Here is a 24,846-nt window from a genome sequence, read left to right as displayed (position 1 = left end):
ACCCTGGGTTGTCACTCTCGGACCGTCACTCTCGGACCGCACTCTCGGGCCGTCGCTCTCGGGTCGTTACGCTTCCGGCTCCCGCAGCGCGAAGCTCGCGCGCTCCCGCCAGGCCGTCCCGTCGTAGGCCACCAGGTCGACGCTGCGGACGCGGGCGGCGAGGGGGAGTCGGCCGTTCAGGTCGGCCTCGGCGGCGTCCAGGTCCGCCTCGTGGACACGCTGGGCCACCGTGAGGTGCGGGGCCGGGTCCCCGTAGCGGCCGCCGTAGGGCTTGACGTCCGGCCAGCGGTCGGTGAGCGCGCGGGTCAGCCGGCGCAGCGGGGCGTCCGGGTCGGGGGCGAGGTAGAGCATCCCCGGGAATCGGCCGGTCCGCTCGAAGCGCAGGTCGAAGGCATGGTGGGGTCTCAGGGCCGCGGTGATCCCGGCGTGGACCGAGGCGTCGATCAGGCCCTCCGGGAGGAACGGGTAGAGCACGCTCACGTGTGCCGGCACCCCGGCCCCGGACCGGGCCGCGGGGTCGATCCGGTCCCGCCAGATCCGGACGGCGGGTTCCGCTTCGGGTATCCGCACGATGAGCGCGGTGCGCCCGGCGGGGAACATGCTGGAGGTGGTGCCGTCCGCGGTGTCCTTCATGGGGGTGGATCATGTCAGCCGCCAGTGGGGCGGACGGGTCCGGCGTGGCGCGCTTGACAGGGAAATCGAACACGCATTCTTATTGGTTATCCACAGCCAAACCGGACGTGGGACCGCGTTGTCAGTGGCAGGCGTTAGCGTCAATGGCGTGAAGCGATCGACTCAAGCAAATCGGGTGGAACCCATGGCAGGCAACGACCGCGAGAAGGCTCTGGAAGCCGCGCTCGCACAGATTGAACGGCAGTTCGGCAAGGGTGCCGTGATGCGTCTCGGCGACAAGCCGAACGATCCCATCGAGGTCATCCCCACCGGATCGACCGCGCTGGACATCGCGCTCGGCGTCGGCGGACTGCCGCGCGGCCGTGTGATCGAGGTGTACGGGCCGGAGTCCTCCGGTAAGACGACCCTGACGCTGCATGCCGTGGCCAACGCGCAGAAGGCCGGCGGCACCGTGGCCTTCGTGGATGCCGAGCACGCGCTCGACCCCGAGTACGCCAAGGCCCTCGGCGTCGACACGGACAACCTCATCCTGTCCCAGCCGGACACCGGCGAGCAGGCGCTGGAGATCGTGGACATGCTGGTCCGCTCCGGTGCGCTGGACCTCATCGTCATCGACTCCGTCGCGGCCCTCGTGCCGCGCGCGGAGATCGAGGGCGAGATGGGCGACTCGCACGTGGGTCTCCAGGCCCGTCTGATGAGCCAGGCCCTCCGGAAGATCACCGGTGCGCTCAACCAGTCCAAGACCACCGCGATCTTCATCAACCAGCTCCGCGAGAAGATCGGTGTGATGTTCGGCTCGCCGGAGACCACCACCGGTGGCCGCGCGCTGAAGTTCTACGCCTCCGTGCGCCTCGACATCCGGCGCATCGAGACCCTCAAGGACGGCACGGACGCGGTCGGCAACCGCACCCGCGTCAAGGTCGTCAAGAACAAGGTCGCGCCGCCCTTCAAGCAGGCCGAGTTCGACATCCTCTACGGCCACGGCATCAGCCGCGAGGGCGGCCTGATCGACATGGGCGTGGAGCACGGCTTCGTCCGCAAGGCCGGTGCCTGGTACACGTACGAGGGCGACCAGCTCGGCCAGGGCAAGGAGAACGCGCGCAAGTTCCTCTGCGACAACCCCGCCCTGTCCGACGAGATCGAGCGCAAGATCAAGGAGAAGCTGGGCGTCGGCATCCGCAAGGACACCGCTGCCGCCACGGCCGAGGCCGGCGCGGACGCGTCCGCCGAGACCGCCGCGGTCCCCGCGCCCGCGTCGAAGGCCAAGACCGCGGTCAAGGCCGCCGTCGCCAAGAGCTGACCCGTGTGGGAGCAGGAAAGGGGCGGCACCGACGGCGCGGACGGCGCTGAGGACCGCCGCGAGGGCAGTCGCCGGGGCCGCCGCGAGAGCGGCGGCCGGGGAGGCCGTCGTGCGGAGGGCCGGGAAGGCCGGGAAGGCCGCCAGGAACTGCCGCCCCAGAGTCCCGAGGAGCAGGCGCGGGCGATCTGTCTGCGCCTGCTCACCGGGATGCCGCGCACCCGGCGGCAGCTCGCGGATGCCCTGGCCAAGCGGGACATCCCCGAGGAGGTGTCGGAGCAGGTCCTCTCCCGGTTCGAGGAGGTGGGCCTGATCGACGACGCCGCCTTCGCCGGGGCCTGGGTCGAGTCCCGGCACCGGGGCCGGGGACTGGCCCGCCGGGCGCTCGCACAGGAGCTCCGTACCAAGGGAGTGGCACCCACCCTCGTACAGGAGGCCCTGGAACAGCTGGACTCCGACCAGGAGGAGGACACCGCCCGGGAGCTCGTGGAGCGCAAGCTCCGCGCGACCCGGGGCCTGGAGCGGGACAAGCGGATCCGGCGCCTCGCCGGAATGCTCGCCCGCAAGGGGTACCCCGAGGGCATGGCCCTGCGGGTGGTCCGCCGCGCACTGGAGGCGGAGGGCGAGGACTCCGAAGATGCCGAAGACCTGACGATCTGACGGGGTGACGCCGGGACGGGCGGTGCGCCCGGGCCGGATCGCGTGGGGTGGGGTTAGCCCCCGGCCGAGGACGCCGGGGCGCTCCAATGTCCCAACGCGGCCCCGGCGGCAGAGTTTTCCCCATGATGCTGCGCTACGCACTCCAGACCGTCCGGGACCGCAAAGCCGGCTTCCTCGGCGCCTTCCTCGCCCTGCTGTGCGCGGCGGCCCTCGTGACCGCCTGCGGAACCCTCCTGGAGACGGGACTCCGCGGGACGATCGCCACCGAGCGCTACGCGGGCGCCCCGGTGGTCGTCTCCGCCGACCAGAACGTCCATGCGACGACGGTCAAGGAGAAGAAGGGCAAAACCAAGACGAAGCACAAGGCCAAGCCCGTCGCCGAACGGGCCTGGCTGCCGGCCACCACCGTGGACACCGTCCGCGCGGTGCCCGGAGTCGAGCGGGCCGTCCCCGAGCTCACCTTCCAGGCCGTACCCCTCACCCGGGGCGGCCCCGGCGGCGAAGGCGCGAAGCCCTCGTACGGGCACGCCTGGAGCTCGGCCGCACTCACCCCCTTCACGCTCGCCGAGGGCCGCGCCCCCCAGGGTGGTGACGAGGTCGTCGTCGACCGCGGACTCGCGGCCCGCGCCGCCCTGAAGCCCGGCTCCGAGCTCACCGTGCAGTCCACCGGTGCGCCCAAGACCTACACGGTCAGCGGGATCGCGGACGCGGCGGGCGGGAGCCTCGCGCACCAGAGCGCGCTGTTCTTCGGCGACGCCGAGGCGCAGCGGCTCGCCGTCCGCGACGGCCGGGTCAGCGCCATCGGGGTACTGCCCCGGGCCGGAGTGGACGCCGACGAGCTGGCCGGACGGATCCGCCAGGTGCTCCAGGGCGCCACCGCGCAGGTGGCCACCGGCGACGGGCGGGGCCCCGTGGAGTTCCTCGACGCGGCCGGTGCCCGGATCAAGCTGGTCTCCATGGGCGGCGCGATGGGCGGTACGTCGCTCCTCGTCGCGGTCCTCGTGGTCGTCGGCACCTTCTCCCTGTCGATCCAGCAGCGCCACCGCGAGCTCGCCCTGCTCCGCGCCATCGCCGCCACCCCCAAGCAGCTGCGGCGCATGATCGGCCGTGAGGCGCTGCTCGTGGGGCTCGCCGCCGGAATCGCCGGAGCCCTCGCCGGGCTGCCGCTGGCCGCCTGGCTGCACGGACGGTTCGTCGACGCCGGGGTCGTCCCGGTGACCCTGGAGCGCACCGCAGGGATCTTCCCGATGATCGCCGCCGTCGGCGCGAGCCTGCTCGGAGCGTGGGCCGCGGCCCGGATCACCGCACGCCGGGTGGCCCGCGTCCGTCCCGCCGAAGCACTGGCCGAGGCCGCCGTCGAGCGGAACCGGCCCGCGTGGGCGCGGCTCACCGCCGGAGCACTGCTGCTGGCGGCCGGGGTGGTGCTGGTCGCCGTACTCAGCACCCTGCGCACCGAGCCGGCCTCGACTCCGGTCACCTTCCTCGCCGTCGTGGTGCTCGCCGGAGCCGTGTCGCTGCTGGGCCCGCTGATCGTCAAGGGCGCTGCCGCACTGCTCGCCGGGCCGCTGCGGCTGGCCGGCCCGGGCGGCCGGCTGGCCACCGCCAACCTGCGCGGCAACGCGACCCGGATGGCCTCCGCCGTCACCCCGCTCACCCTGCTGATCGGGATGGCCTGCACCGTGCTCTTCGTCACTCCGACGCTCGGCGACGCCGCCCGGGCGCAGGCCCGTGAGGGAGTACGGGCCGAGTGGGTGCTCCAGGGCCGGGGGCCGGGGGTTCCCGGCGCCGCCGCCGAGCGGATCCGCCGGACCCCCGGGGTCCTCGCGGCCACCGAGATCGTGCACACGTCGATCCGGGTGGGGCTGACGAAGTACGCGGCGCAGGGCGTGACCCCGACCGGGCTCGACCGGACCTGGGACCCGGGCGTGACGGCCGGGAGCCTCGCGGGGTTCGGGGAGCAGAGCGTCGCGGTGAGCGAACTGGCCGCGGACCAGCTGGGCCTGAAGCCGGGCAGCCCGCTCTCGCTGACGCTGGGAGACGGAACGCCGGTCACCCTGACCGTGTCCGCGGTGTACGCGCGGGGGCTGGGCTTCGGGGACGTGGCGCTGCCGCACGGCCTGACGGCCGCGCACGTCGACGATCCGCTGGCTTCGAGCGTGCTGGTGGCGGGGCCGGCGGCGCGGGAGGCACTCGCCTCGGCCGTACGGGAGTACCCGGGCGTGGCCGTGCTGTCGGCGGCCGAGGTGGACGGCGCGCGGGCGGAGCGGCAGGCGGCCGGGTCGGAGATCAACCTGCTGGCGATGGGGCTCGTCCTGGCCTTCACCGCGATCGCGGTGGCCAACACGCTGGCGATGTCCACGGGGGAGCGGCTGCGGGAGTTCGCGATGCTGAGGCTCGCGGGGGCGACGCGGCGGCAGGTGCGGGGGATGTTGCGGGTGGAGGCGCTGGCGGTGCTCCTGATGGGGGTGGTGCTGGGGTCGGGGATCTCGCTGGCGGTCCTCACCGCGTTCAGCGTGGGCATGACGGGGACGGCGGCCGCGGTGGTGCTGCCGCTGGTGTACGGGGTGGTCGTGGGCGGGGCGGGACTGGTGGCGCTGTGCGCCACGGGCTTCGCCGGGCGGCTGGCGATGCGCCCTCGCCCGGTGGACCTCGCGACGGCCAAGGGCTAGCCCTGGCTCCCCACGGGCCCGTGCCGACTCGGCCCCCGGCCCCCGGCTCCCGGCCCTCGCCTCTCGAGCGCGGGCGGGGCTGGGGGCGGCCGCGTCGGCCCGGACACCGGCGGGTGGTTCGGCCCTGCGGGGCGAGGAGTCCCCTACCCCCCCCTTCCACCGTTCCACGGGCGCTGCCCGGACCCCGGTCCTCAAACGCCGGACGGGCTGAAAGCGGGGCCCCGGGCTGCGCCCGGACCCCCTGGGGCTCCGCCCCAGACCCCGCGCCTCAAACGCCGGCGAGGCTGGGTTTTCCCGGCGTTTGAGGCGCGGGGGTCCGGGGGCCGGCCCCCGGGGAACGGTGGAAGGGCGGGTAGGGGACCTCGCCCCGCAGGGCCTACCCCCGCGCACCCGCCCACCGGCCCCCGCCGGACGGAGTCCGGCGCAGCGCAGCGAAGCCCGCGCAGCGGTGCGAGCGGAGCGTCAAGAAGGTGCCCGGCGCAGCGACGCGAAGCCCGCGCAGCGGTGTGAGCGCCGCGTCGAAACGGTGAGCGGCGCGTTAGGAAGGAACCACGGGCAGGCCCGCCGCTTTCCAGGCCTGGAAGCCGCCCGTGAGGTCCGTCGCGTTGCGGAGGGACAGGGTGTGGAGGGAGGCCGCCGCGAGGGTGGAGGCGTAGCCCTCGTTGCAGATGACGATGATGCGGACGTCGTGGTCCACCGCCTCCGGGAGGCGGTAGGAGCCTTCGGGGTCGAGGCGCCATTCCAGTTCGTTGCGCTCGACCACCAGCGCGCCCGGGATCAGTCCGTCCCGCTCGCGCAGGGCCTGGTACCTGATGTCGACCAGCAGGGCCCCGGTCAGGGACTCCGTGTGCGCCTGGGCCGCGTCCACGCGGGTGTACGTGGTCCGCAGCCGGTCGACGAGGGCGTCGATGCCGCTCACTGCCAGTCCGCCGGACGCTCGACCTGCTCCAGCGTGAGCACCGGGCCGGTGCGGCTGTAGCGGCGGATCAGGGGCAGCGGCGGGTAGTACGCGTGGACGGAGATCGCGTGCTCGGTCGCGGACTCGTTGAGCACCTCGTGCACGTGGTGCTCGCCGAAGGCCCGCCCGGTGCCCGCGCCCAGCCGGCGCGTGCGGTCGACGTCGGGGGTCAGGGAGAGGGACTGCCAGCCCTCCGAGGGGAGGCGGACGGCGAGGGAGTTCTCCGTGAGGTGTCCGCGCGCGGTGGTGAACGCGCCCCGCGACTCGGCGTGGTCGTGCCAGCCGGTGCCGGTGCCGGGCGGCCAGCCGATCAGCCAGGCCTCGCTGCCGCCCGGGCCGTCGAGCCGGATCCACGTCCGGCCCTCGGGATCGAGGGGGAGGGAGGCGATCAGTTCGGGGTCGGAGGCGATGCGCCGGGTGAAGTCGAGGAGATCCGCAGCCGAGATGGCCGGGGTGGCGGCCGGAGCCGTCGCCGGGGCAGGGGCGTGCGTGGGTGCAGACATGGAGGATGACCGTCCTGGGGGTTCGCGAGAGCGCGCGGCACACCCGCATGGGGGGCGCGCAAGTGGGAAGGGCGAATCAGCAGGAAGGGCGACACACGCAGCCCGCGTAGCGGAGCAGGTCCATATGGACCCTCCGCCACAGGCGTACGTCGTTGCCGGTCATGTCCGCGAGTGAAGCACGACTCGGCCGGAGGGTCAATCGATCACGGGTGCGGCGGCCGGCAGGCTCCTGGACGCCGGGGCGGGGACGGCGGCCGACGGGCCGTGCCGGACCGCGTCGGCGGCCTCGTACAGCCCGGCCGGCTGGACCCCGGCGAAGGTGGCCGCGAGATGCCCGTCCGGTCGGACGAGGAGCACGGTGTGCGCCGCCGCCCCGGGGTAGCCGTCCGCCACGAGCAGTTCCGCCCGGACCGGCAGTGCGGAGACGGCCGCCGCGAGGCGGGGCATCAGGCCGGCGCCCACCCAGTGCCGCCGGTCCCAGACCCCGGTGCCCGGGGCGACGAGGACGACGAGGAGCCGGCCCCGTCCCAGCTGGTCGCGCAGCGGCACCGTCGAGCCGTCGGGCGCGGTGACCGGGACGTTCTCGACGGACCCGCCCGGCTCGGTGGCGGTGGGCACGTCGTGGACGGCCACGGGCGGGGCGTACACCGGCTCCGCGCCGAGCGGGCCGCGACCCAAGTGGCCGTCGGTCAGGAGGAGTTCGGCGGCCCGCGAGGCTCCGGGGAGGTACGTGCGCAGCCCGCCCCCGGTGCGCAGCGCGGGCATGGCCTGGTCGGCGGCGCGCAGCCGGGCGGCCACCGCCCTGCGGCGCTCGGCCTCGTAACTGTCGAGGAGTTCCTCGGAGGCCCCCTGGTGCCAGGCGAGGGAGAGCTTCCAGGCGAGGTTCTCGGCGTCCCGGAGGCCCTCCTCCACGCCCTGGGTGCCGAGCGCGCCGAGCAGGTGCGCCGCGTCCCCGGCGAGGAAGCAGCGGCCGTCGCGCCAGCGCCGGGCGAGCCGGTGGTGCAGGGTGTGGACCCCGGTGTCGAGGAGCTCGTACGGGGGTGTCGTACCCCCGCACCACAGCGCGAGGCTGTCGCGGATGAGGGTCACCAGCGCGTCGGGGGTGACCAGGTCCCCGCGTGAGGGGAGCAGCCAGTCCAGCCGGTACACCCCGTCGGCCAGCGGCCGGGCGGTGACTTCCTCGGGCGGGCTGCGGTCCAGCAACGCTTCCCCCGGCCACGGCAGTTCGGTGCGCAGGGCGGCCACGGCGTGCCGCTCGACGGCGGTGCGGCCGGGGAAGCGGATGCCGAGCAGCTTGCGCACGGTGGAGCGGGCCCCGTCGCAGCCGACCAGGTGGCTGCCGCGCCACCACGTGGTCTCGGCGCCGCGGGTGTGGGCGGTGACTCCGCGGTCGTCCTGCTCCAGGGCGTCGAGTTTGCTCTCGGTGATCAGCTGGACCAGGGGATGCGCGGCTGCGGCGTCGCGCAGCCCGCGGGTCAGGGCGTGCTGGGGCAGGTGGATCGGGGCCGGGCCGTCCTCGAAGGTGATCCGCTGGGACTCGCGGCCGCGCCGCATGGTGCGCCAGGCGGTGTAGTACGCACCCTCGTCGCGCAGCGTCGTACAGCCCAGCCGGTGCACCATCGCGGCGGTGTCGGCGTGCAGGGCGACGGTGCGCGCGGGACGGGGTTCGTCCTTGCCGGATCCCTCGTCGAGCACGACGCAGGGCACGCCCTGGCCGGCCAGGGCGAGGGACAGGGACAGCCCGACGGGCCCCGCGCCGACGACGATCACCGGGTCCATGATGTGGCTCCCGGTGTCCGGTATGTGATCACAGAACGTATGCAACCCACTGGAGGTGCCTGCGTCAAGTGACGCCGGGCCGGACAATGCCGAGTGGTGCGACGGATGAGTTCCGCCGCACCACACGTGTCCCGCCAGTGTACTGACCGGCTGTCAGGCCGGGTGTCGGACCCGGGTTCGGGCAGATGTCCGATGCTCCGCCGGGGGTCCGGTCAGATGGCGCCGGCGCCGCCACCCGCGTTGTCGCCCGCGTCGAACTGACTGACGGGGACCATCGCGCCGGTGCTCCGCTTCGACTTGCGCAGGCGGCCCTCCAGCCAGGAGGCGAAGGTGGTGAGGGCGAAGTTCACCGCGATGTAGATCGCCGCGATCACGATCAGGGTCGGGATGATGTTGCTGTAGTTCGCCGAGATCTGCCGGTACGTGGACAGCAGTTCGGCGAGGCCCAGTACCGCACCACCGATCGCGGTGTCCTTGAGGATCACCACGAGCTGGCTGACCAGCGCCGGCAGCATCGCGGTCACGGCCTGCGGGATGAGGACGTGGGTCATGACCTGGCCCTTGCGCATGCCGATGGCCTTCGCGGCGTCGGTCTGGCCCCTCGGCAGCGACTCGACTCCGGCCCGGACGATCTCGGCGATGACCGCGGAGTTGTAGAGGACCAGCCCGGTGATCACGGCGTACAGCGGCCGCACCGCGGAGTCCACGCCGGTGTACTGCACGTAGAAGGCGGAGCCGAAGAGCATCAGCATCAGCACCGGGATGGCCCGGAAGAACTCGACCCAGGCGCCCACGATGCTGCGGACCCACGTGTGGTCGGAGAGCCGGCCGATGCCGAGCACGGCGCCGAGCGGCAGGGCGATCACCATGGCGATGGCGCCGGCCCGCAGGGTCTCGCCGAGTCCCGGGAGCAGGAACGTCGTCCACACCTGGCCCTCGACGAAGGGGCTCCACTTGTCGGCGTCGAGCTGGTTCTGGTCCGCGAGGGAGGACAGCACCCACCAGGCGAGGGCGGCGGCCGCCGCGAGGAAGACGCCGCTGTAGATCCAGTTGCGGACCTTGGCGCGGGGGCCGGGGGCGTCGTACAGCACCGAGGTCATCGCTTCACCGCCACTCGCTTGGCCACCCAGCCCAGGAGCAGGCCGGTGGGCAGGGTCAGAAGGACGAATCCGAGGGCGAAGACGCCGAAGACGGCGAAGAGGTCCTGCGGCTCGTTCTCGACCACCTCCTTCATCAGCAGCGCTGCCTCGGCCACACCGATCGCCGCCGCCACCGTGGTGTTCTTGGTGAGGGCGATCAGCACGTTGGCGAGCGGTGCGACGACGGCGCGGAAGGCCTGGGGGAGCACGATCAGGGTGAGCGTCTGGAGGAAGCTCATGCCCAGGGCCCGGGATGCCTCGGCCTGGCCGACCGGGACGGTGTTGATGCCGGAGCGGATCGCCTCGCAGACGAAGGTGCTGGTGTAGGCGATGAACCCGAGGACCGCGAGCCGGAAACCGATCTCCTTGAAGGTGCCGCCGCCGAGCGTGACGCCGAGGGTCTGGCTGAGGCCCAGCGAACAGCCGAGGATCAGCACGGTCAGCGGGGTGTTGCGCACGAGGTTGACGTACGCGGTGCCGAAGCCCCGCATCAGCGGGACCGGACTGACCCGCATCCCGGCCAGTACGGTGCCCCAGATCAGGGACCCGACGGCCGAGTAGAGGGTGAGCTGAACCGTCACCCAGAAGGCTCCGAGCACGTCGTACTGCCCGGAATCAAGAAAATCGAACACGATGGCCTGCGCTCTCCCCAGGATGGCCAGGTTGGCCGGTGGGGAACGGCGCCGCCCGCGGCAGGCGGGCGGCGACGCTCCTCACCGATGGATCGGCCGGCGGACCGGCCGCCGGGTCAGCTGCCTTCGGTGACCGCGGGAGCCGGCTCGGCCTTGTAGCCGGACGGGCCGAAGTTCTTCTCGATGGCCTTGGCCCAGGCGCCGTCCGCCTCCATCTTCTTGATGGCGGCGTTGACCTTGGTCTGGAGCTCCTTGTCGCCCTTCTTCAGACCGATGCCGTAGTTCTCGTTGCTCAGGCTCAGCCCGACCAGCTTGAACTTGCCCTTGTTCTTGTCCTGCGCCGCGTAGCCGGCCAGGATCGAGTTGTCCGTGGTCAGGGCGTCGACCTTCTTGTTCTCCAGGCCGGTCAGGCACTCGGAGTAGCCGCCCAGCTCCAGGAGGTCGGCCTCGGGGGCCAGCTTGGTCTTGACGTTCTGCGCCGACGTGGAGCCGGTGACCGAGCAGAGCTTCTTCTTGTTCAGGTCCTCGGCCTTGGTGATCGAGGTGTCGTCGGCGCGGACCAGCAGGTCCTGGTGCGCGAGGAAGTACGGGCCGGCGAAGTCGACCTTCTCCTTGCGCTTGTCGTTGATCGAGTAGCTCGCCACGACCAGCTTCACGTCGCCGTTGGAGATCAGGTTCTCGCGCTCGGCGCTGACGGCCTGCTTGAACTCGATCTGGTCGGGCTCGTAGCCGAGCTCCTTGGCCACGTACGTCGCCACGTCCACGTCGAAGCCCGTGAACTTGCCGTCGGGGGTCTTGAGGCCCACACCCGGCTGGTCGAACTTGATGCCGATGACGATCTTGTCCTTCTTGGCACCGGCCGAGGAGCCCGTGTCACCGGGCTTGGTGCTGTCGCCGCTGCCACAGGCGGTCGCGGTCAGGGCGAGAGCAACGGCGACGGCGGCGGCCGCGCCGACCTTGGAGAGCTTCATGGTGGACTTCCCTCGAAGTGAGACGTGAGACGGCTGTGAAGTGAGGCGTGCGTGCTGGACGACGATCCGTCACCGGATCACTACCAGATACGAAGGTCAGTGGTGCAGGATCTTCGAGAGGAAGTCCTTGGCCCGGTCGCTCCGCGGGTTGCTGAAGAACTGCTCGGGCGTGGCCTCTTCGACGATCTTTCCGTCGGCCATGAAGACCACTCGATTGGCGGCGGAGCGGGCGAAGCCCATCTCGTGCGTGACGACGACCATCGTCATCCCCTCCCGGGCGAGCTGCTGCATGACCTCCAGCACCTCGTTGATCATCTCCGGGTCGAGGGCCGAGGTCGGCTCGTCGAAGAGCATCACCTTCGGGTCCATCGCCAGGGCACGGGCGATCGCAACGCGCTGCTGCTGCCCGCCCGAGAGCTGGGCCGGGTACTTGTCGGCCTGCGAGCCGACACCCACCCGGTCGAGGAGGGACTTGGCCTTCTCCAGCGCCGCCGCCTGGTCCGCCTTGCGGACCTTGAGCTGGCCCAGCATCACGTTCTGCAGCACCGTCTTGTGCGCGAAGAGGTTGAACGACTGGAAGACCATGCCCACATCGGCACGCAGCTTCGCCAGCGCCTTGCCCTCCGACGGCAGTTGCTTGCCGTCGACGGTGATGCTGCCCGAATCGATCGTCTCCAGGCGGTTGATGGTCCGGCACAGCGTGGACTTGCCCGACCCCGAAGGGCCGATCACCACGACGACCTCACCGCGGGCAATGCTCAGATCGATGTCCTGAAGCACGTGCAGCGCGCCGAAGTGCTTGTTGACGTTGCTCAGCACGACCAGGTCGTCCGCGGCACCGGCCGCGTCCCGCACGTCCTTGGTCACTGATACTCCGCTCATCGGCTTGTGGCTCCGTCCTCCTCGGTTGGGAGGACAGTAGTGACGTGGCGCGCACAGCGTCAGTACATCTGAGGGAGAATTGAGCATAACGATCCGGCCTCGCACCGATACGCTCCGTACCCGCGGGCGTCCGGCACCGGCCCCGGCCGTACCGGGTGGATAACGGAACCTCTGACGGGCCGGAACCGTCTTGACGTGGGAGTCGGCATCGGCGTGGATGCTTGGGGGCCCATGATGTCCGCCATGCGAACGCGAAGAGATCAAGAGATGGAGAGGGGGACGACATGAGACTGCTGCTCGTCGAGGACGACGACCACGTCGCCGCCGCCCTGTCCGCGATCCTCGCCCGGCACGGCTTCAAGGTCACCCATGCCCGCAGCGGCGAGGAGGCCCTGCAGGCCCTGCTGTCGGCGGGCGCCCCGCCGCAGGCCTCTCCCTACGGGGTGATCCTGCTCGACCTAGGCCTGCCCGACCAGGACGGCTACGAGGTGTGCGGCAAGATCCGCAAGCGCACCAGCACCCCCGTCATCATGGTCACCGCGCGGGCCGACGTGCGCTCCCGCATCCACGGGCTCAACATGGGCGCCGACGACTACGTCACCAAGCCCTACGACACCGGCGAACTCCTCGCCCGCATCCACGCGGTGGCCCGCCGTACCGGCGCCTCCGAGGAGACCACCGCCGTCGGCACCGCGGGCACGCCCGGCGTGGTCCGGCTCGGGACCGTCGGCATCGAGCTCTCCACCCGCCGGGTCAGCGTGGACGGCGTCGACGTGGCGCTGACCCGCAAGGAGTTCGACCTGCTGGCGCTGCTCGCGCAGCGCCCCGGCGTGGTCTTCCGCCGCGAGCAGATCATCAGCGAGGTGTGGCGCACCAGTTGGGAGGGCACCGGCCGGACCCTCGAGGTGCACGTGGCCTCGCTGCGGTCCAAGCTGCGCATGCCGGCGCTCATCGAGACCGTCCGCGGCGTGGGGTACCGGCTCGTCGTACCGCCCGCCCCGGCGGCCCCCGCCCCGCCCGCCGCCTCCGCTCCGCCCGCCGTCTAGCGGCCACCCGTCGTGCGCGCCCGTCTGCTCCCGCTGCTCGTCGTCCTGATGGCGGGCGTCCTGATCGCCTTCGGCTTCCCGCTCGCCGTGGCCCTCGCGGCCGGGCAGCAGCAGCGGGTGGTCGTCGACCGGATCGACGACAGCGCTCGCTTCGCCGCGCTCGCGCAGTTCGTCATCGACGCCGAGGGCTCGAAGTCCAGCGGAGCCGGCGAACGGCGCGAAACCCTCCAGCACGAACTGGCGCGCTACCAGGAGCTGTACGGGATCCGCGTCGGCATCTTCCGCCGGGACGAGAACGCCATCGCCCGCTCGCCCAGCTGGTGGGAGCTGCCCGAGAAGGGGGAGGGGCACGAGGCCTTCATCGAGGCGCTCGCAGGACGGCGCAGCCACGACCCCGGCCAGGTGTGGCCCTGGCAGACCCACGGCAAGATCCTCGTCGCCTCCCCGGTCGTCCTCGACGGGGACGTGGTCGCCGTGGTCGCCACCGAGTCGCCCACCGGACAGATGCGCGCCCGGATCCTGCAGGGCTGGCTGGTGATCGCCGCCGGGCTCGGCGCGGCCATGCTCGTGGCCTTCGGCGCCGCCCTGCGGCTGACCAGCTGGGTGCTCAAGCCCGTGGGGACCCTGGACGCCGCCGCCCACGGCATCGCCACCGGCCGGATGAACTCCCGCGTCGCGGCGGGCGGCGGCCCCCCGGAACTCAGGCGTCTGGCCCGCTCGTTCAACGAGATGGCCGACAACGTCGAAGAGGTGCTGGAACAGCAGCGCGCCTTCGTCGCCGACGCCTCCCACCAGCTGCGCAACCCGCTGGCCGCACTGCTCCTGCGGATCGAGCTGCTCGCCCTCGAACTGCCCGAGGGCAACGAGGAGATCGCCTCCGTACGGACCGAGGGAAAGCGGCTGACCCAGGTCCTGGACGACCTGCTCGACCTGGCCCTGGCCGAGCACGCCACCGCCGAGATCAGCCTGATCGACATCGCCGGGCTGGCCGCCGAGCGGGTGACCGCCTGGCGCCCGTTCGCCGAGGAGAAGGGCGTGCGGCTCACCGGGACGGGGCGCAGCGCCGCCACCGGCTGGGCGGACCCGATCGCGCTCTCCAGCGCGCTCGACGCCGTCATCGACAACGCCCTCAAGTTCACTCCGGAGGGCGAGGACGTCGAGGTGGCGCTCTCCGTGGAGGGCGACCGGGTGCTGATCGTGGTCGCCGACCGGGGCCCCGGGCTCACCGAGGAGGAGCTGCTGCGGATCGGGGACCGGTTCTGGCGCAGCGGACGCCACCAGAACATCAAGGGCTCCGGGCTCGGCCTCTCCATCGCCCGCATCCTGCTCGGCGCGGGCGGCGGGTCCCTCTCCTACGAGAAGAACCCGCCGCACGGGCTGCGCGTGACGGTGGCCGTCCCGCGCGCCGATCCCACCGCCGGCCCCGAGTGAACCGCGGGGTCACCGGCCGGGGAGGGCTCCGGTCCAGGTGAGAGAGGTGCGGGCCGGGGCGGAGACCGCGTACACCTCGTCCACGGCCCGGATCTCGAAGACGGCCGCCTGCTCCCGCCCGGCTCGCTCGACGGCCGGGAGGTAGAGGGCGGTGCCGCAGGTGCCGCCGAGGAAGCGGCGGGTGCCGTCCGGCAGGACGCGGAACACCTCGTAGTGACGGACGGGCCCGGCTGCCCGCTGCCAGGCCAGCCGCAGGGCGGCCCTGCCGGACTGCTGGGACGAGGCGGACACGGCCGGTGTGCCCGGAGTCGCCGGGCGGGGCCGCGCGGCGGCCTCGCGTACCGTCAGTGCGCCGAGTCGCCAGCGCACCGGCCCCTTCCCGCGTCGGGTGATCCGTACGGCCAGACCGTGGGCGGTCCCGCCCGCCAGTTCCGACAGCCGGACCCCGGCCGTCCGCCAGCCCCGCCCGGTCCCGAGGGTCTGCGCCTTCAGCCAGGTGTACGGGACCTCCTGCCCGGGGCCGGACGGCTCGCGGGTGGCCACGCCGAGCTCGACCGTCACCGGGCCCGACTCGGTGGAGTGCACCAGTTCGGCGACGCAGGAGCGGGTCAGGGGCAGCCGGGTGGCGTGCAGTCCCACGGTGACCGGGGCGGTGAGCGCGCCGGCGACGAGCAGGCTGGAACCGCCGCGCCAGGCCCGGGCGAAGTCGAGGGTGACCTCGGGGCGGGTTCCGGTGGTGTGCACGGCCCAGCGGCGGCCCGGGAGCCGGTCCTGGAGGCCGAGGTGGTTCCATCCGGTGTCGCAGACGGGCTCGCCGTTCTCGTACCAGCGTTCCCCGTGCCCGGTGTTGAAGGAGCAGGCGAAGGGCAGCGCGGTCACGGTGGACCGGTCGGCGACGACGGTGGCGGGGGCGCGCCAGGTGTCCTCGGGGGAGGGATGGGCCGGGTCCAGGGACTCGCCCGTCCAGAACCGGTCGTCGGCGCGGTGGAAGGCGCCGGGGGAGCGGTCGGTGAGGTGGTTGCGGGTCCACTCGGGCCGGTAGAAGCCGTAGGAGACGATGTGGTCGCCCCCGCGCGGGACGATCGCGTCCCAGTCCACCGCCGAGTTCCAGCCGTGGGACTCCGTGTCCACGGCCGCCCACAGCTCGTGGCGGCTGCGGCCGAGCCGGTCGGCGAGGGCGCCGGAGGCGGCCAGGGTCGCCGGGGTCCAGCGGAAGTCCACGAACATCGTGTCCGCGACCTTGCCCCTGCGGTCCTCGTAGAACTCCTGGTTGAGCTCGTTCAGCGCGCCCTGCCAGCCGACCTTCCCGGTGGAGTTCATCGCGTCGTACCAGGTGATGCTCAGGCCGTGCGGTTCACCGGCGGTGCGCAGGGCGCGCAGGAACCGCTGCATCCGGGCCGCGAGTTCGCTGTCGCCGCCCCCGGTCTCGGCGTTGACGAACCAGCCGTCGAACCCGTACGCCCGCGCCACCTCCACCAGCTTCTCGGCGACCGGGAACCGGCCGAGGGAGTCCTGGCGGACCAGGTCGCGGGTCCATCGGAGGTCGCCGCCGTAGGGCACGGGCGGCAGGAACACGTTGCCCAGCACCCGGACGCCGTTGCGGTGCGCGGCGTCGGTGACGGGCGCGTTCGGGGCGAGCACGATGCCCTCGCCGGAGGAGCCGCCCCAGAACACGAGCTCGTCGATGTACGCCCAGTGGGTGAGGGCGTAGAAGTCGGCGGTGGGTGAACCCTGGGCCGGGTTGCCCGCCGTGTTCCCGAAGGAGACGAGCGAGGCGATACGGGCCCGGCCGGCGCGGGCCGTGGTGTTCGGCGGCACCGGGGTGAAGCGGGGCGCCAGCGGAACGGTCGCGGTGTTGTAGGCCAGATCGGGGTCGGACTCCGGGGTCCACCGCATCAGGGAGCGCCAGGTGATCCCGGGACCCGGGGTCCCCGCGGGCAGCGAGTCGGGGAACCAGTACGAGGCGTACGGGGCGAGTCCCTCCGGGGGTTCGGCGGGGGCGTGGGGTGCGGCCGGGCCCGGGGTCGCGGGGGCGGCCGTCGCGGCAGCCGCGGCCCCGGCCGTCCCGTACAGCAGGGTGGCGGCGCCGGCTCCGGCTCCGGCGAACAGCATCCCGCGCCGGGTCGGGCGTAGGGAGGACGGGCGGGGGTCGGGCCGGTGGCCGCCGGACGGGGGCGCGGTGCGAGGGGCGACGCCGTTGTCGATCTCGGACATGAGGGGTTCTCCTCGGTAGCGGCCGGGTGGGCCCGGTGGGGCCCGTCAGGCCCCGGCGGGGACGTCGGACACGTGCAGTACCTCGGTGATGCCGCGGGCGGCCAAGTGCTCCGCGTCCTCGGCCAGCTCCGCCAGGACCACGGCCGGCCGGACCCCCCGGGCGGTGAGCGCCGCCCAGGCCTCGAAGAACGCCCCGCCGGGTGCGCACACCGAGCGGTTCGGCGCGGACTCGGCGCCGCCCACGTCCACGGCGAGCGCGGTCGAGCGCACCGCCGGGCGGTGTTCGCGGCCCCGCCACTCCTCGGTGATCCGGGCGATGACCTCGCCGGCGGGTTTGGTCCGGCGGTCGTTGGTGAGCAGGCCCAGCCCGTACTCCAGCTCGGGGAAGTCCGCGAGCTCCCGGGACACGTCGTGCGAGCACCACCAGGTCACGCCCCACAGGCCGGGGCAGTCCAGGGCGTTCGCCACGGTCGCCTCGGTGAAGGAGGCCGCGTGCTCGGGCCCGATCAGCGGCGCGGGCGCGCCCACCTCCTGGAGCCAGACCGGCCGGTGCGGATCGCGGGCCCAGGCCTTGGAGAGCTCGATCAGGTACGCGGCGTGGTGCTCGGTCGCCGTCCCGGTCCGGCCGTGGCGCTGGGCGGTGCCGTTGAACACCCAGGAGTGCACGGCGGTCGCGGCGCCGAGACGGGCCGCCTGGGCCACCGTGAAGGGGTGGCCGTCCTGGTACCAGGCGGCGTCGTACTCCGCGTGCAGGTGCATGCGGCCCGGCGCGCCCCGCTCGCAGGCGGCGAGCATCCGCTCCAGCCAGCGCCCGGCCTGCTCCCGGGTGATGCGGTCGGGGGAGGGGTGCGGATCGTCGGAGAACTGGTTGATCTCGTTGCCGACCGTCATGCCCAGGAAGTTGGGCCGGTCCGCGAGGGCGGCGGCCAGCGTGCGCAGGTACTCCTCCTGCCCGGCGACGACCTGCGGATCGCTGAAGATGTTGCGCCGGTGCCAGGTGCCGGTCCAGGCCGGCAGGAAGTCGAAGCTCGACAGGTGCCCCTGGAGCCCGTCCACGTTGACGTCGAGCCCGCGGTCGGCGGCCGCGTCGGCGAGCGCGACGAGCTGCTCGACGGCGCGCGGCCGGATCAGCGTCCGGTTCGGCTGGAACACCGGCCACAGCGGGAAGACCCGTACGTGGTCCAGGCCGAGGCCGGCGATCGAGTCGAGATCGGCCCTGACCTCGTCGAGGTCGAAGTCGAGCCAGTGGTGGAACCAGCCGCGCGTCGGCGTGTAGTTGGCGCCGAAACGCAAGGTGCGCAGCGGTGCGGGGCCGGGTGCGGAGGCGGCGTTGCCGTCGTGCATGAGGGGTCCTGGAGCTCAGGGGGAATTCGCCGGATGCCCACAACCTGCCGCCTGTGCGGCGGATAAGTCAACAGGGTGCCCATATCCGAACGTCCCGAGTTGGCGGGATGAAAGCCCTGTCCTCCACAGCCCTGGAACTTATGCGCTTCAGTCCAGTTGACAGACGGGTTCCGGTCGCCCGAAGCTGACTGAGCTAATGCGGTTTAGTTCTTGATGAGCGGTGTTGTCCCACAGGAAAGCGTGCAGAAATGGACAGCGGAATTACCGTCACGACGGTCACCACCCCGGCCCTCTTCGCCGGCCCGCCGGAAACGCCCTCGCAGATCGTCAGGGTCCGCATCCGCAGAGCCCGCCCGGCCGGCCCGTTGCACGTGACGGTGCAGGGCGACGGCATCACCACCGCGCACCCCCGCATCGTGCGCGCCGACACCGCCGAGGCCTACGCCGGCACGGACGCCGGCGCCGATCCGGCCGGGTCCGGCCCCCGCAACGTCCCGGAGTCCACCGTCGAGGTGGCCGTCCGCACTCCGGGCGCCGCCCCCGGGACCGTCCTGCCCGCCACCGCCCGCGTCACCACCCCCGACGGGCGGCCGCTCGCCGAGCTGCCCTTCGACCTGGTCGTCGCCGAGCCAGACTGGACCGTCCGGCTGGTCCCGCACTTCCACTACGACCCCATGTGGTGGAACACCCAGGCCGCCTACACCGCCCTCTGGGACGCCCCGTCGAAACCCGGCGAGGCCGAGCGCGGCTGGGAGTACACCGGCGTCCCGGCCTTCACCCTGATCCCGCTCCACCTCCAACAGGCGCGCGAGGACCCGGCGTACCGCTTCGTGCTCTCCGAGGTCGACTACCTCAAGCCCTACTGGGACGCCCACCCCGCCGAACGCGCCGAGCTGCGCGCGCTGATCGCCGAAGGCCGCGTGGAGATCGTCGGCGGCACCTACAACGAGCCCTCCACCAACCTCACCTCCGCGGAGACCACCATCCGCTCCGCCGTCCACGGCCTCGCCCTGCACCGCGGCACCCTCGGCGCCGACCCGCGCACCGCCTGGCAGCTCGACGTCTTCGGCCACGACCCCTCCTTCCCCGCCCTGATGGCCGGCGCCGGGCTCGACTCCGCCGTCCTCGCCCGCGGCCCCCACCACCAGTGGGGACCGATGATGGACACCTGGGGCGGCGAGCTGCGCGCGCCCGCCGCCATGCAGCTGCCCGCCGAGTACGAGTGGATCGCCCCCGGCGGAGAGGGTCTGCTCCTGCACTACCTGCCCGCGCACTACTCCGCAGGCTGGTTCTCCCACCGGGCGCCGGACGCGGAGGCCGCCGCCGAACAGCTGCTGGAGCTGTACGAGCTGCTGCGCACCGCCGCCGCGACGAAGAACGTCCTGATCCCGATGGGCACCGACTTCTCCTGGCCGCACCGCTGGGGCCTCGACGTGCAGCACGCCTGGAACCGCCGTTACTGCTGGCCCCGCATGGAACACACCGGTCCGCGCGCCCACTTCGACGCCGTCCGCGCCGAACTCGCGGCGCGCGGCGCGCAGCCGCTGCCGGTCACCCGGGAGATGGGGCCGGTCTACACCGGCAAGGACGTCACCTACGCCGACGTGAAGCAGGCGCACCGGGCCGCCGAGAACCTCCTCGAACAGGCCGAGAGCTTCGCCGCCCTCGCCTGCGCCGAAGGCCTGACCCGCTATCCCGCGCAGACCCTGTCCAAGGCCTGGCGCCACCTGCTGTACGCCGCCCACCACGACGCCGTCACCGGGACCTTCTCCGACCAGGTGTACCTCGACCTGCTCCCCACCTGGCGCGAGGCCTGCGAACTGGCCGACGGCGTACGGGAGGAGGCGCTCGCCGCGCTCACCGCCGCGGCCGACACCCGTGGCCCCGGGCCGCTCGCCGTCACCGTGCACAACCCGGTCTCGTGGACCCGTACCGACCTGGTCCGCACCCGCGTCGAGCTGGCGGCGCTCGGCCTCGCCGACGACCGCGACGTCCACCGCATCGCCGTCCTGGACGAAGCGGGCCGGGCGGCGCCCGTGCACGTCGAGGCCGTGGCCGACGGGACCACGGAACTGGCCTTCCTCGCCGAGGACGTGCCCTCGCTCGGCCACCGCACCTGGTGGCTCGCGGCCTCGGACGCCTCCCTTCCGAACCGCCCGCTCTCCGGCGGGTGGGAGCCGGTGCCCGGGCACGCCGCGGAGAACGAGTTCCTGCGCGCCGAGGCCGATCCCGCGCGCGGCGGCGGCCTGGCCGGGCTGCTGGACCGGCGCACCGGGCAGGAGATCCTCACCCCCGGCGAAGTGGACGAGCTCGTCGTGCAGGAGGAGTACGACGCGCACCCCTACTTCGCAGAGGGCCCCTGGCACCTGCTGCCCAAGGGTCCGGGCGCCGGTTCGGGCGCCGGGCCCGCCGAGTCCTGCCGCGCGGAGCGCGGGCCGCTCGGTTCGCGCATCGTGGCCACCGGGCGCACCGGGCCCGTCCGCTGGACCCGGACCACCACCCTGTGGAACGGCCTGGACCGGGCGGAACTCACCACGACGGTGCACGCCTTCGAAGGCTCCGACCAGTTGCTGCGGCTGCGGATCCCGGCCGACGTGCCCGGGGCGCTGCCGGTCGCCGAGACGGCCGCCTCCGCGGTGGGGCGCGGGTTCGCCTTCCCCGAGGCGGACGCCGGGGCCGACCACACCCGGGCTCCCTGGACCCTGGACAGCCCCTGCCTGAACTGGTTCGCGCTGTCGGCGCCGATGACCGGGCCGGGCGGCCGGGCCCTGGGCGCGGCGGAGATCGTCCTCCCGGACGCGGACACCCCTGCGGGACTGCGCGAGCTGGTCACCGCCCTCGGCCGGCACGGGGTCACCGCGACCCCGACCCGGGCGGCCGGGCCTCGCTGGGGCGACCTCGCGGTGGACAGCAGCCTGCCCGACTTCCGCATCGCGCTCGGGGGCCCCGAGGAGAACCCCTTCACGGCGGCGCTGCTGGAATCGGCCGGTCCCGCCCACGAGAAGGCCCTACGGGAACACGGGCAGGTCTGGGTTGCGGCCCGCGCGGGGCTGCGCTCGCTCTGGAGCCCCGGCTGCGATCTGACGGGCCTGCGGGACCTGCCGGTCCTGATCCACGCCGGGCCCCCGGCGCAACTCGCCCGGGCCGTCGCCGCGTCGGGCCGGATCGACGCCCCGGCTCCGGCGGGCGGAACCCCGGCTCCGGCGGGCGGAGAGGGCACGCACGAGACGGCGTACCCGCACGAGACGGCCCACCCGCACGAGGAGCCGTACGCCGACCGCACGGTCGGGATCCTGGTGCGCGGCACGCCCAGCTTCGCCGTCGACACCGCCGGGCGGCTGCACAGCACCCTGATGCGGTCCTGCACCGGCCGCCCGAGCGGGGAGTGGATGGACCCTCCGCGGCGCACCGCCCCCGACGGCAGCTCCTTCCAGCTCCAGCACTGGACCCACGTCTTCGAGCACGCGCTCGTCGCGGGCGCCGGGGACTGGCGGGCGGTGGACCTCGCGCGCCGCGGACGGGAGTTCAACAAGCCGCTCACCGCCGTCACGGCCGCCCCCGCCGAGGGGCCCCGGCCGCCCGCGCGCTCGCTGCTCGGGGTGGAGCCGGCCGACCGGGTGCTGATCGAGTCGGTGAAGCGGGCCGAGCGCTCCGGAGCCCGCGGCGACCTTGCCGTCCGGCTGCGCGAAACGCACGGCCGCCCGGTGATGGCGGAGCTCCTGTGGCCGACGGATCCGGCCGCCGAGGCCGATCTGCTGGACCGCCCCACCGGCTTCTTCGAGGGGCAGATCCGGGGCGCCGCGACGACCACGCTCCTGCTGCTCACGGAATCCGGCATGCCGCTGCGGCAGGGCGAACGGGAGGCGCACCAGCCGGTGTTCAGCCGGTACTGGCTGCACAACACCGGGACCGCGCCGCTCGGCGACGCCCCGTACACGGTGACGTGTGACGGGATCCCCGCTGGGGCCACCGTCACCCTCGCCGCCCACGGACAGGCGGACGGCGGCCCGGTCGGGCTGGAGGTCCGGGCCCCGGAGGGCTGGACCACCTCCTGGACCCGGCGGCGGGCCGAGCTCCCGGCCGGCGGTCACGTCTCCTTCCCGCTCACCGTGGAGCCCGCCGCCGGAGCGGAACCCGGCGAGCACCTGGTCCGGATCCTCGCCACCACCCCGGCCGGCACCTTCGAGGACGTGCTCGCCGTCACCGTGCCCGGCACCCCGGCCGGGATGCCGGCCGGGCTGTGGGTGGCCGCGCCGACCTCCCTGGGCAGCGGCACCGACACGGTCACCGTCGCCCCCGGCGGGCGGGCCCTCGTACGGGCGCGCATCGGCTCCACCGGCATCCGCACCCCCCTGACGGGGCAGGCGTACGCCGTCTCCCCGTTCGGCACCTGGGAGCTGACGGCCCCCGCCGTCCTGCCCGTCGAGGTCCCGGCGGACGGCGAGACCCAGGCCGTCTTCGAGCTGCGGCCGCCGCTCGGCGCCCCCGCCGGGGAGTACTGGATCGTGGTCAAGGCGGTCTGCCAGGGCAGGATCGCGTACGGTCCGGCCATTGCCGTCCACGTCAGCGAGGGATGAGACAGGCCATGGCCCGCAGACCCACCATCAAGGACATCGCCCGCCAGGCGGGGGTGTCGGAGAGCGCCGTCTCCTTCGCGCTCAACAACCGGCCCGGTGTCTCCCAGGACACCCGCGCCCGCATCCGGCGGGTCGCCGAGGAGCTCGGCTGGCAGCCCAACAGCGCCGCCCGCGCCCTCTCCGGGGAACAGTCCGGCGCCGTGGGCCTGGTCCTCGCCCGGCCCGCGCACACGCTCGGCGTCGAGTCCTTCTTCCTCCAGCTCGTCTCCGGCATCCAGGAGGTGCTGGCCGCGGGCCGGATCGCCCTGCTCTTCCAGGTGGTCGAGGACCTCGACGCCGAATGCGCCGTCTACCGCCGCTGGTGGGCCGAGCGGCGCGTCGACGGGGTCGTCGTCGTGGACCCGAGGACCGACGACCCGCGCCCGGCCCTGCTCGAACAGCTCGCGCTGCCCGCCGTCACGGTGGGGGAGACGGGCCCGGTCTCCGTTTCTTCCGCCTCTTCCGACTCCGCCCCTTCCGACTCCGTCGTCCCCGCCCTGTCCGCTGTCCGGGCCGACGACGCCGGCGCCATGGCGCAGGTGCTCGACCACCTCCACGGGCTCGGCCACCGCCGGATCGCGCACGTCGCGGGAATGCCCGGGCTCGCCCACACCGAGCGCCGGATCACCTCGCTGCGCGCCGAGGCCCGGCGACTGGGCCTCGGCCCCGGACAGGTGCGCTCGGTCACCACCGATTACTCCGACGCCGAGGGGGCGGAGGCCACCCGGCGGATCCTCGCCGAACCGGAGCCGCCGACCGCGATCGTCTACGACAACGACGTCATGGCGGTGGCCGGTGTGGCCGTCGCCTCCGAGCTGGGCATCCCGGTCCCGGGCGGGCTGTCCGTCGTCGCCTGGGACGACTCCGCGCTCTGCCGGGTCACCCGGCCCCGGCTCACGGCCCTGGTCCGCGATACCGCCGGCTTCGGCCGGCTCGCCGCCGAGGAGCTCCTCGCCCTCCTCGCGGGGGGCCGGCCGAGGTCCCGCGAGAGCGAGCTGCCCAGGCTGGAGCCCCGCGAGAGTACGGCGCCGCCGCCGGCCGCATACTGAAACCGACCCCCTTCCTGGAGCGCCGCCGTGACCACTCCCACCCCCACCTCCGCATTCCCCGCCCCCCGCGCCGGTGCGCCGGCCGACTCCGGCCCGACGGTCGCGATCGACATCGGCGGTACGAAGGTCGCCGGAGCACTGGTGGACTCCGACGGGGCGATGACGGCCACCACCCGCCGGCCCACCCCGCGCGGTGCCGACGGGGACACCGTGTTCGCCGCCGTCGCGGAGGTCGTCGCCGAGCTGGCGCAGTCCCCGCTGTGGGCTTCGGCCGTCCGGTGCGGGATCGGCAGCGCGGGACCGGTGGACACCGCGCGCGGCACGGTCAGCCCGGTCAACATCGGCGCCTGGCGGGGCTTCCCCGTCCAGGCCCGGGTGGAGGCCGAGCTCGCGCGGCACGGGGCACGGATCCCCACGGTGCTGGCCGGCGACGGGGTGGCGATGACCGCCGCCGAGCACTGGCTGGGCGCTGCCCGCGGGCACGCCAACGCGCTCTGCATGGTGGTCTCCACCGGCGTCGGCGGCGGACTCGTCCTGAACAACCAGCTGCACCCCGGCCCCACCGGGAACGCGGGTCACATCGGCCACATCAGCGTCGCCTTCGACGGGGAGCCCTGCGCCTGCGGAGGCCGCGGCTGCGTGGAGTCCCTCGCCTCCGGCACCGCCATCGCGGCCTGGGCCCTGGCCCAGGGCTGGGTCCCGGCCGGGGACGCCACCGCGGCCGGGGTGGCCGCCGCCGCTGCCGCGGGCGATCCCGTCGCCCTGGCCGCCTTCGACCGCGCGGGCCGGGCGCTGGCCGCCGCCATCGCGGCCACCGCCACCCTCGTCGAGACCGACATCGCCGTCATCGGAGGCGGCGTCGCCGCCTGCGGGGACACCCTCTTCGGGCCGGTCCGCGCGCACCTGGCCTCGTACGCGACCCTGTCCTTCGTCAAGGACCTCCAGGTCGTCCCGGCGATGCTGGGCACCCACGCGGGCCTGATCGGGGCCGCCGCCGCGGCGACGATGCTGCTGCGGTCGTGA

General features: G+C 73.6%; 19 protein-coding genes. 8 read left to right on the top strand and 11 right to left on the bottom strand.

All coding sequences use genetic code 11. The features are described 5' to 3' along the window. Positions 1-66: 66 nt before the first annotated feature. A complete protein-coding gene (locus ACE1OC_RS11485; RefSeq protein WP_407836954.1) occupies positions 67-633 on the bottom strand; it encodes a 2'-5' RNA ligase family protein in 567 nt (188 codons plus the stop codon). 184 nt (positions 634-817) lie between these two features. Between ACE1OC_RS11485 and recA the strand changes: the two genes are divergently transcribed. The 3 genes from recA (at position 818) to ACE1OC_RS11470 (ending at position 5,259) form a co-directional block, all read left to right on the top strand. Further along, on the top strand, positions 818-1,933 hold the full coding sequence (gene recA / locus ACE1OC_RS11480; RefSeq protein ID WP_407836953.1) for a recombinase RecA: 1,116 nt from the start codon (positions 818-820) through the stop codon (positions 1,931-1,933). A gap of 3 nt (positions 1,934-1,936) precedes the next feature. After that, positions 1,937-2,590, top strand: a complete 654-nt coding sequence (gene recX / locus ACE1OC_RS11475; RefSeq protein ID WP_407836952.1) for a recombination regulator RecX — start codon at positions 1,937-1,939, stop codon at positions 2,588-2,590. A gap of 122 nt (positions 2,591-2,712) precedes the next feature. Beyond that, positions 2,713-5,259, top strand: a complete 2,547-nt coding sequence (locus tag ACE1OC_RS11470; RefSeq protein WP_407836951.1) for an FtsX-like permease family protein — start codon at positions 2,713-2,715, stop codon at positions 5,257-5,259. Positions 5,260-5,797: 538 nt separating this feature from the next. Here ACE1OC_RS11470 and ACE1OC_RS11465 read toward each other — a convergent pair. The 8 genes from ACE1OC_RS11465 to ACE1OC_RS11430 form a co-directional block, all read right to left on the bottom strand. Next, on the bottom strand, positions 5,798-6,184 hold the full coding sequence (locus ACE1OC_RS11465; RefSeq protein WP_407841534.1) for a rhodanese-like domain-containing protein: 387 nt from the start codon (positions 6,182-6,184) through the stop codon (positions 5,798-5,800). Beyond that, on the bottom strand, positions 6,175-6,720 hold the full coding sequence (locus ACE1OC_RS11460; protein WP_407836950.1) for a cysteine dioxygenase: 546 nt from the start codon (positions 6,718-6,720) through the stop codon (positions 6,175-6,177). Before ACE1OC_RS11460 ends, ACE1OC_RS11465 begins: the two co-directional genes overlap by 10 nt. Positions 6,721-6,796: 76 nt before the next feature. After that, complete coding sequence (locus ACE1OC_RS11455; protein WP_311318651.1) at positions 6,797-6,883, bottom strand: putative leader peptide; 87 nt, start codon at positions 6,881-6,883, stop codon at positions 6,797-6,799. A 32-nt stretch (positions 6,884-6,915) separates the two neighbouring features. Beyond that, on the bottom strand, positions 6,916-8,499 hold the full coding sequence (locus ACE1OC_RS11450; protein ID WP_407836949.1) for an FAD-dependent oxidoreductase: 1,584 nt from the start codon (positions 8,497-8,499) through the stop codon (positions 6,916-6,918). A gap of 212 nt (positions 8,500-8,711) precedes the next feature. Further along, on the bottom strand, positions 8,712-9,599 hold the full coding sequence (locus ACE1OC_RS11445; RefSeq protein WP_407836948.1) for an amino acid ABC transporter permease: 888 nt from the start codon (positions 9,597-9,599) through the stop codon (positions 8,712-8,714). Beyond that, a complete protein-coding gene (locus tag ACE1OC_RS11440) occupies positions 9,596-10,270 on the bottom strand; it encodes an amino acid ABC transporter permease (RefSeq protein ID WP_407836947.1) in 675 nt (224 codons plus the stop codon). The genes ACE1OC_RS11445 and ACE1OC_RS11440 overlap by 4 nt, the downstream gene beginning before the upstream one ends. A gap of 116 nt (positions 10,271-10,386) precedes the next feature. After that, on the bottom strand, positions 10,387-11,241 hold the full coding sequence (locus tag ACE1OC_RS11435) for a glutamate ABC transporter substrate-binding protein (protein ID WP_407836946.1): 855 nt from the start codon (positions 11,239-11,241) through the stop codon (positions 10,387-10,389). Between the two features lie 96 nt (positions 11,242-11,337). After that, positions 11,338-12,123 (bottom strand): amino acid ABC transporter ATP-binding protein, encoded by a 786-nt coding sequence (locus ACE1OC_RS11430; RefSeq protein WP_274549841.1) that lies wholly within the window; start codon positions 12,121-12,123, stop codon positions 11,338-11,340. 284 nt (positions 12,124-12,407) lie between these two features. Between ACE1OC_RS11430 and ACE1OC_RS11425 the strand changes: the two genes are divergently transcribed. Further along, the gene (locus ACE1OC_RS11425) at positions 12,408-13,169 is read left to right on the top strand and encodes a response regulator transcription factor (protein WP_250754524.1); all 762 of its coding nucleotides are present in this window, start codon (positions 12,408-12,410) and stop codon (positions 13,167-13,169) included. Positions 13,170-13,181: 12 nt separating this feature from the next. Further along, positions 13,182-14,600: a sensor histidine kinase gene (locus tag ACE1OC_RS11420; protein ID WP_407836945.1), complete on the top strand. Its 1,419-nt coding sequence runs from the start codon at positions 13,182-13,184 to the stop codon at positions 14,598-14,600. Positions 14,601-14,609: 9 nt separating this feature from the next. Here ACE1OC_RS11420 and ACE1OC_RS11415 read toward each other — a convergent pair whose 3' ends face one another. Further along, positions 14,610-16,712, bottom strand: coding sequence for an endo-beta-N-acetylglucosaminidase (locus ACE1OC_RS11415; RefSeq protein WP_407841533.1), 2,103 nt, complete (start codon positions 16,710-16,712; stop codon positions 14,610-14,612). 147 nt (positions 16,713-16,859) lie between these two features. Further along, positions 16,860-18,158, bottom strand: a complete 1,299-nt coding sequence (locus ACE1OC_RS11410; protein ID WP_407836944.1) for a glycoside hydrolase 5 family protein — start codon at positions 18,156-18,158, stop codon at positions 16,860-16,862. A gap of 248 nt (positions 18,159-18,406) precedes the next feature. On the opposite strand from ACE1OC_RS11410, the gene ACE1OC_RS11405 reads away from it, so the two are divergent. From ACE1OC_RS11405 to ACE1OC_RS11395, 3 genes are all read left to right on the top strand, one after another. Next, entirely contained in the window at positions 18,407-22,735 is a 4,329-nt protein-coding gene (locus tag ACE1OC_RS11405; RefSeq protein ID WP_407836943.1) for an NEW3 domain-containing protein, read from the top strand. Positions 22,736-22,743: 8 nt separating this feature from the next. After that, the gene (locus ACE1OC_RS11400; protein ID WP_407836942.1) at positions 22,744-23,823 is read left to right on the top strand and encodes a LacI family DNA-binding transcriptional regulator; all 1,080 of its coding nucleotides are present in this window, start codon (positions 22,744-22,746) and stop codon (positions 23,821-23,823) included. Positions 23,824-23,928: 105 nt separating this feature from the next. Continuing rightward, positions 23,929-24,846, top strand: a complete 918-nt coding sequence (locus ACE1OC_RS11395; RefSeq protein WP_407841532.1) for an ROK family protein — start codon at positions 23,929-23,931, stop codon at positions 24,844-24,846.

Origin of the sequence: Streptomyces stoeckheimensis (assembly GCF_045822005.1) — a bacterium.
Lineage (GTDB): Bacteria > Actinomycetota > Actinomycetes > Streptomycetales > Streptomycetaceae > Streptomyces > Streptomyces stoeckheimensis.
The sequence above is the reverse complement of the archived record's forward strand: the minus strand, read 5'-3'. Positions and strand labels throughout refer to the sequence as shown.

Bases quoted from the DNA above. Each gene is read 5' to 3' on its own strand.
- ACE1OC_RS11485 (WP_407836954.1), bottom strand. From the start codon at position 633: ATGAAGGACACCGCGGACGGCACCACCTCCAGCATGTTCCCCGCCGGG.
- recA (WP_407836953.1), top strand. From the start codon at position 818: ATGGCAGGCAACGACCGCGAGAAGGCTCTGGAAGCCGCGCTCGCACAG.
- ACE1OC_RS11470 (WP_407836951.1), top strand. From the start codon at position 2,713: ATGATGCTGCGCTACGCACTCCAGACCGTCCGGGACCGCAAAGCCGGC.
- ACE1OC_RS11460 (WP_407836950.1), bottom strand. From the start codon at position 6,720: ATGTCTGCACCCACGCACGCCCCTGCCCCGGCGACGGCTCCGGCCGCC.
- ACE1OC_RS11455 (WP_311318651.1), bottom strand. From the start codon at position 6,883: ATGACCGGCAACGACGTACGCCTGTGGCGGAGGGTCCATATGGACCTG.
- ACE1OC_RS11450 (WP_407836949.1), bottom strand. From the start codon at position 8,499: ATGGACCCGGTGATCGTCGTCGGCGCGGGGCCCGTCGGGCTGTCCCTG.
- ACE1OC_RS11445 (WP_407836948.1), bottom strand. From the start codon at position 9,599: ATGACCTCGGTGCTGTACGACGCCCCCGGCCCCCGCGCCAAGGTCCGC.
- ACE1OC_RS11435 (WP_407836946.1), bottom strand. From the start codon at position 11,241: ATGAAGCTCTCCAAGGTCGGCGCGGCCGCCGCCGTCGCCGTTGCTCTC.
- ACE1OC_RS11430 (WP_274549841.1), bottom strand. From the start codon at position 12,123: ATGAGCGGAGTATCAGTGACCAAGGACGTGCGGGACGCGGCCGGTGCC.
- ACE1OC_RS11425 (WP_250754524.1), top strand. From the start codon at position 12,408: ATGAGACTGCTGCTCGTCGAGGACGACGACCACGTCGCCGCCGCCCTG.
- ACE1OC_RS11415 (WP_407841533.1), bottom strand. From the start codon at position 16,712: ATGCTGTTCGCCGGAGCCGGAGCCGGCGCCGCCACCCTGCTGTACGGG.
- ACE1OC_RS11410 (WP_407836944.1), bottom strand. From the start codon at position 18,158: ATGCACGACGGCAACGCCGCCTCCGCACCCGGCCCCGCACCGCTGCGC.
- ACE1OC_RS11405 (WP_407836943.1), top strand. From the start codon at position 18,407: ATGGACAGCGGAATTACCGTCACGACGGTCACCACCCCGGCCCTCTTC.
- ACE1OC_RS11400 (WP_407836942.1), top strand. From the start codon at position 22,744: ATGGCCCGCAGACCCACCATCAAGGACATCGCCCGCCAGGCGGGGGTG.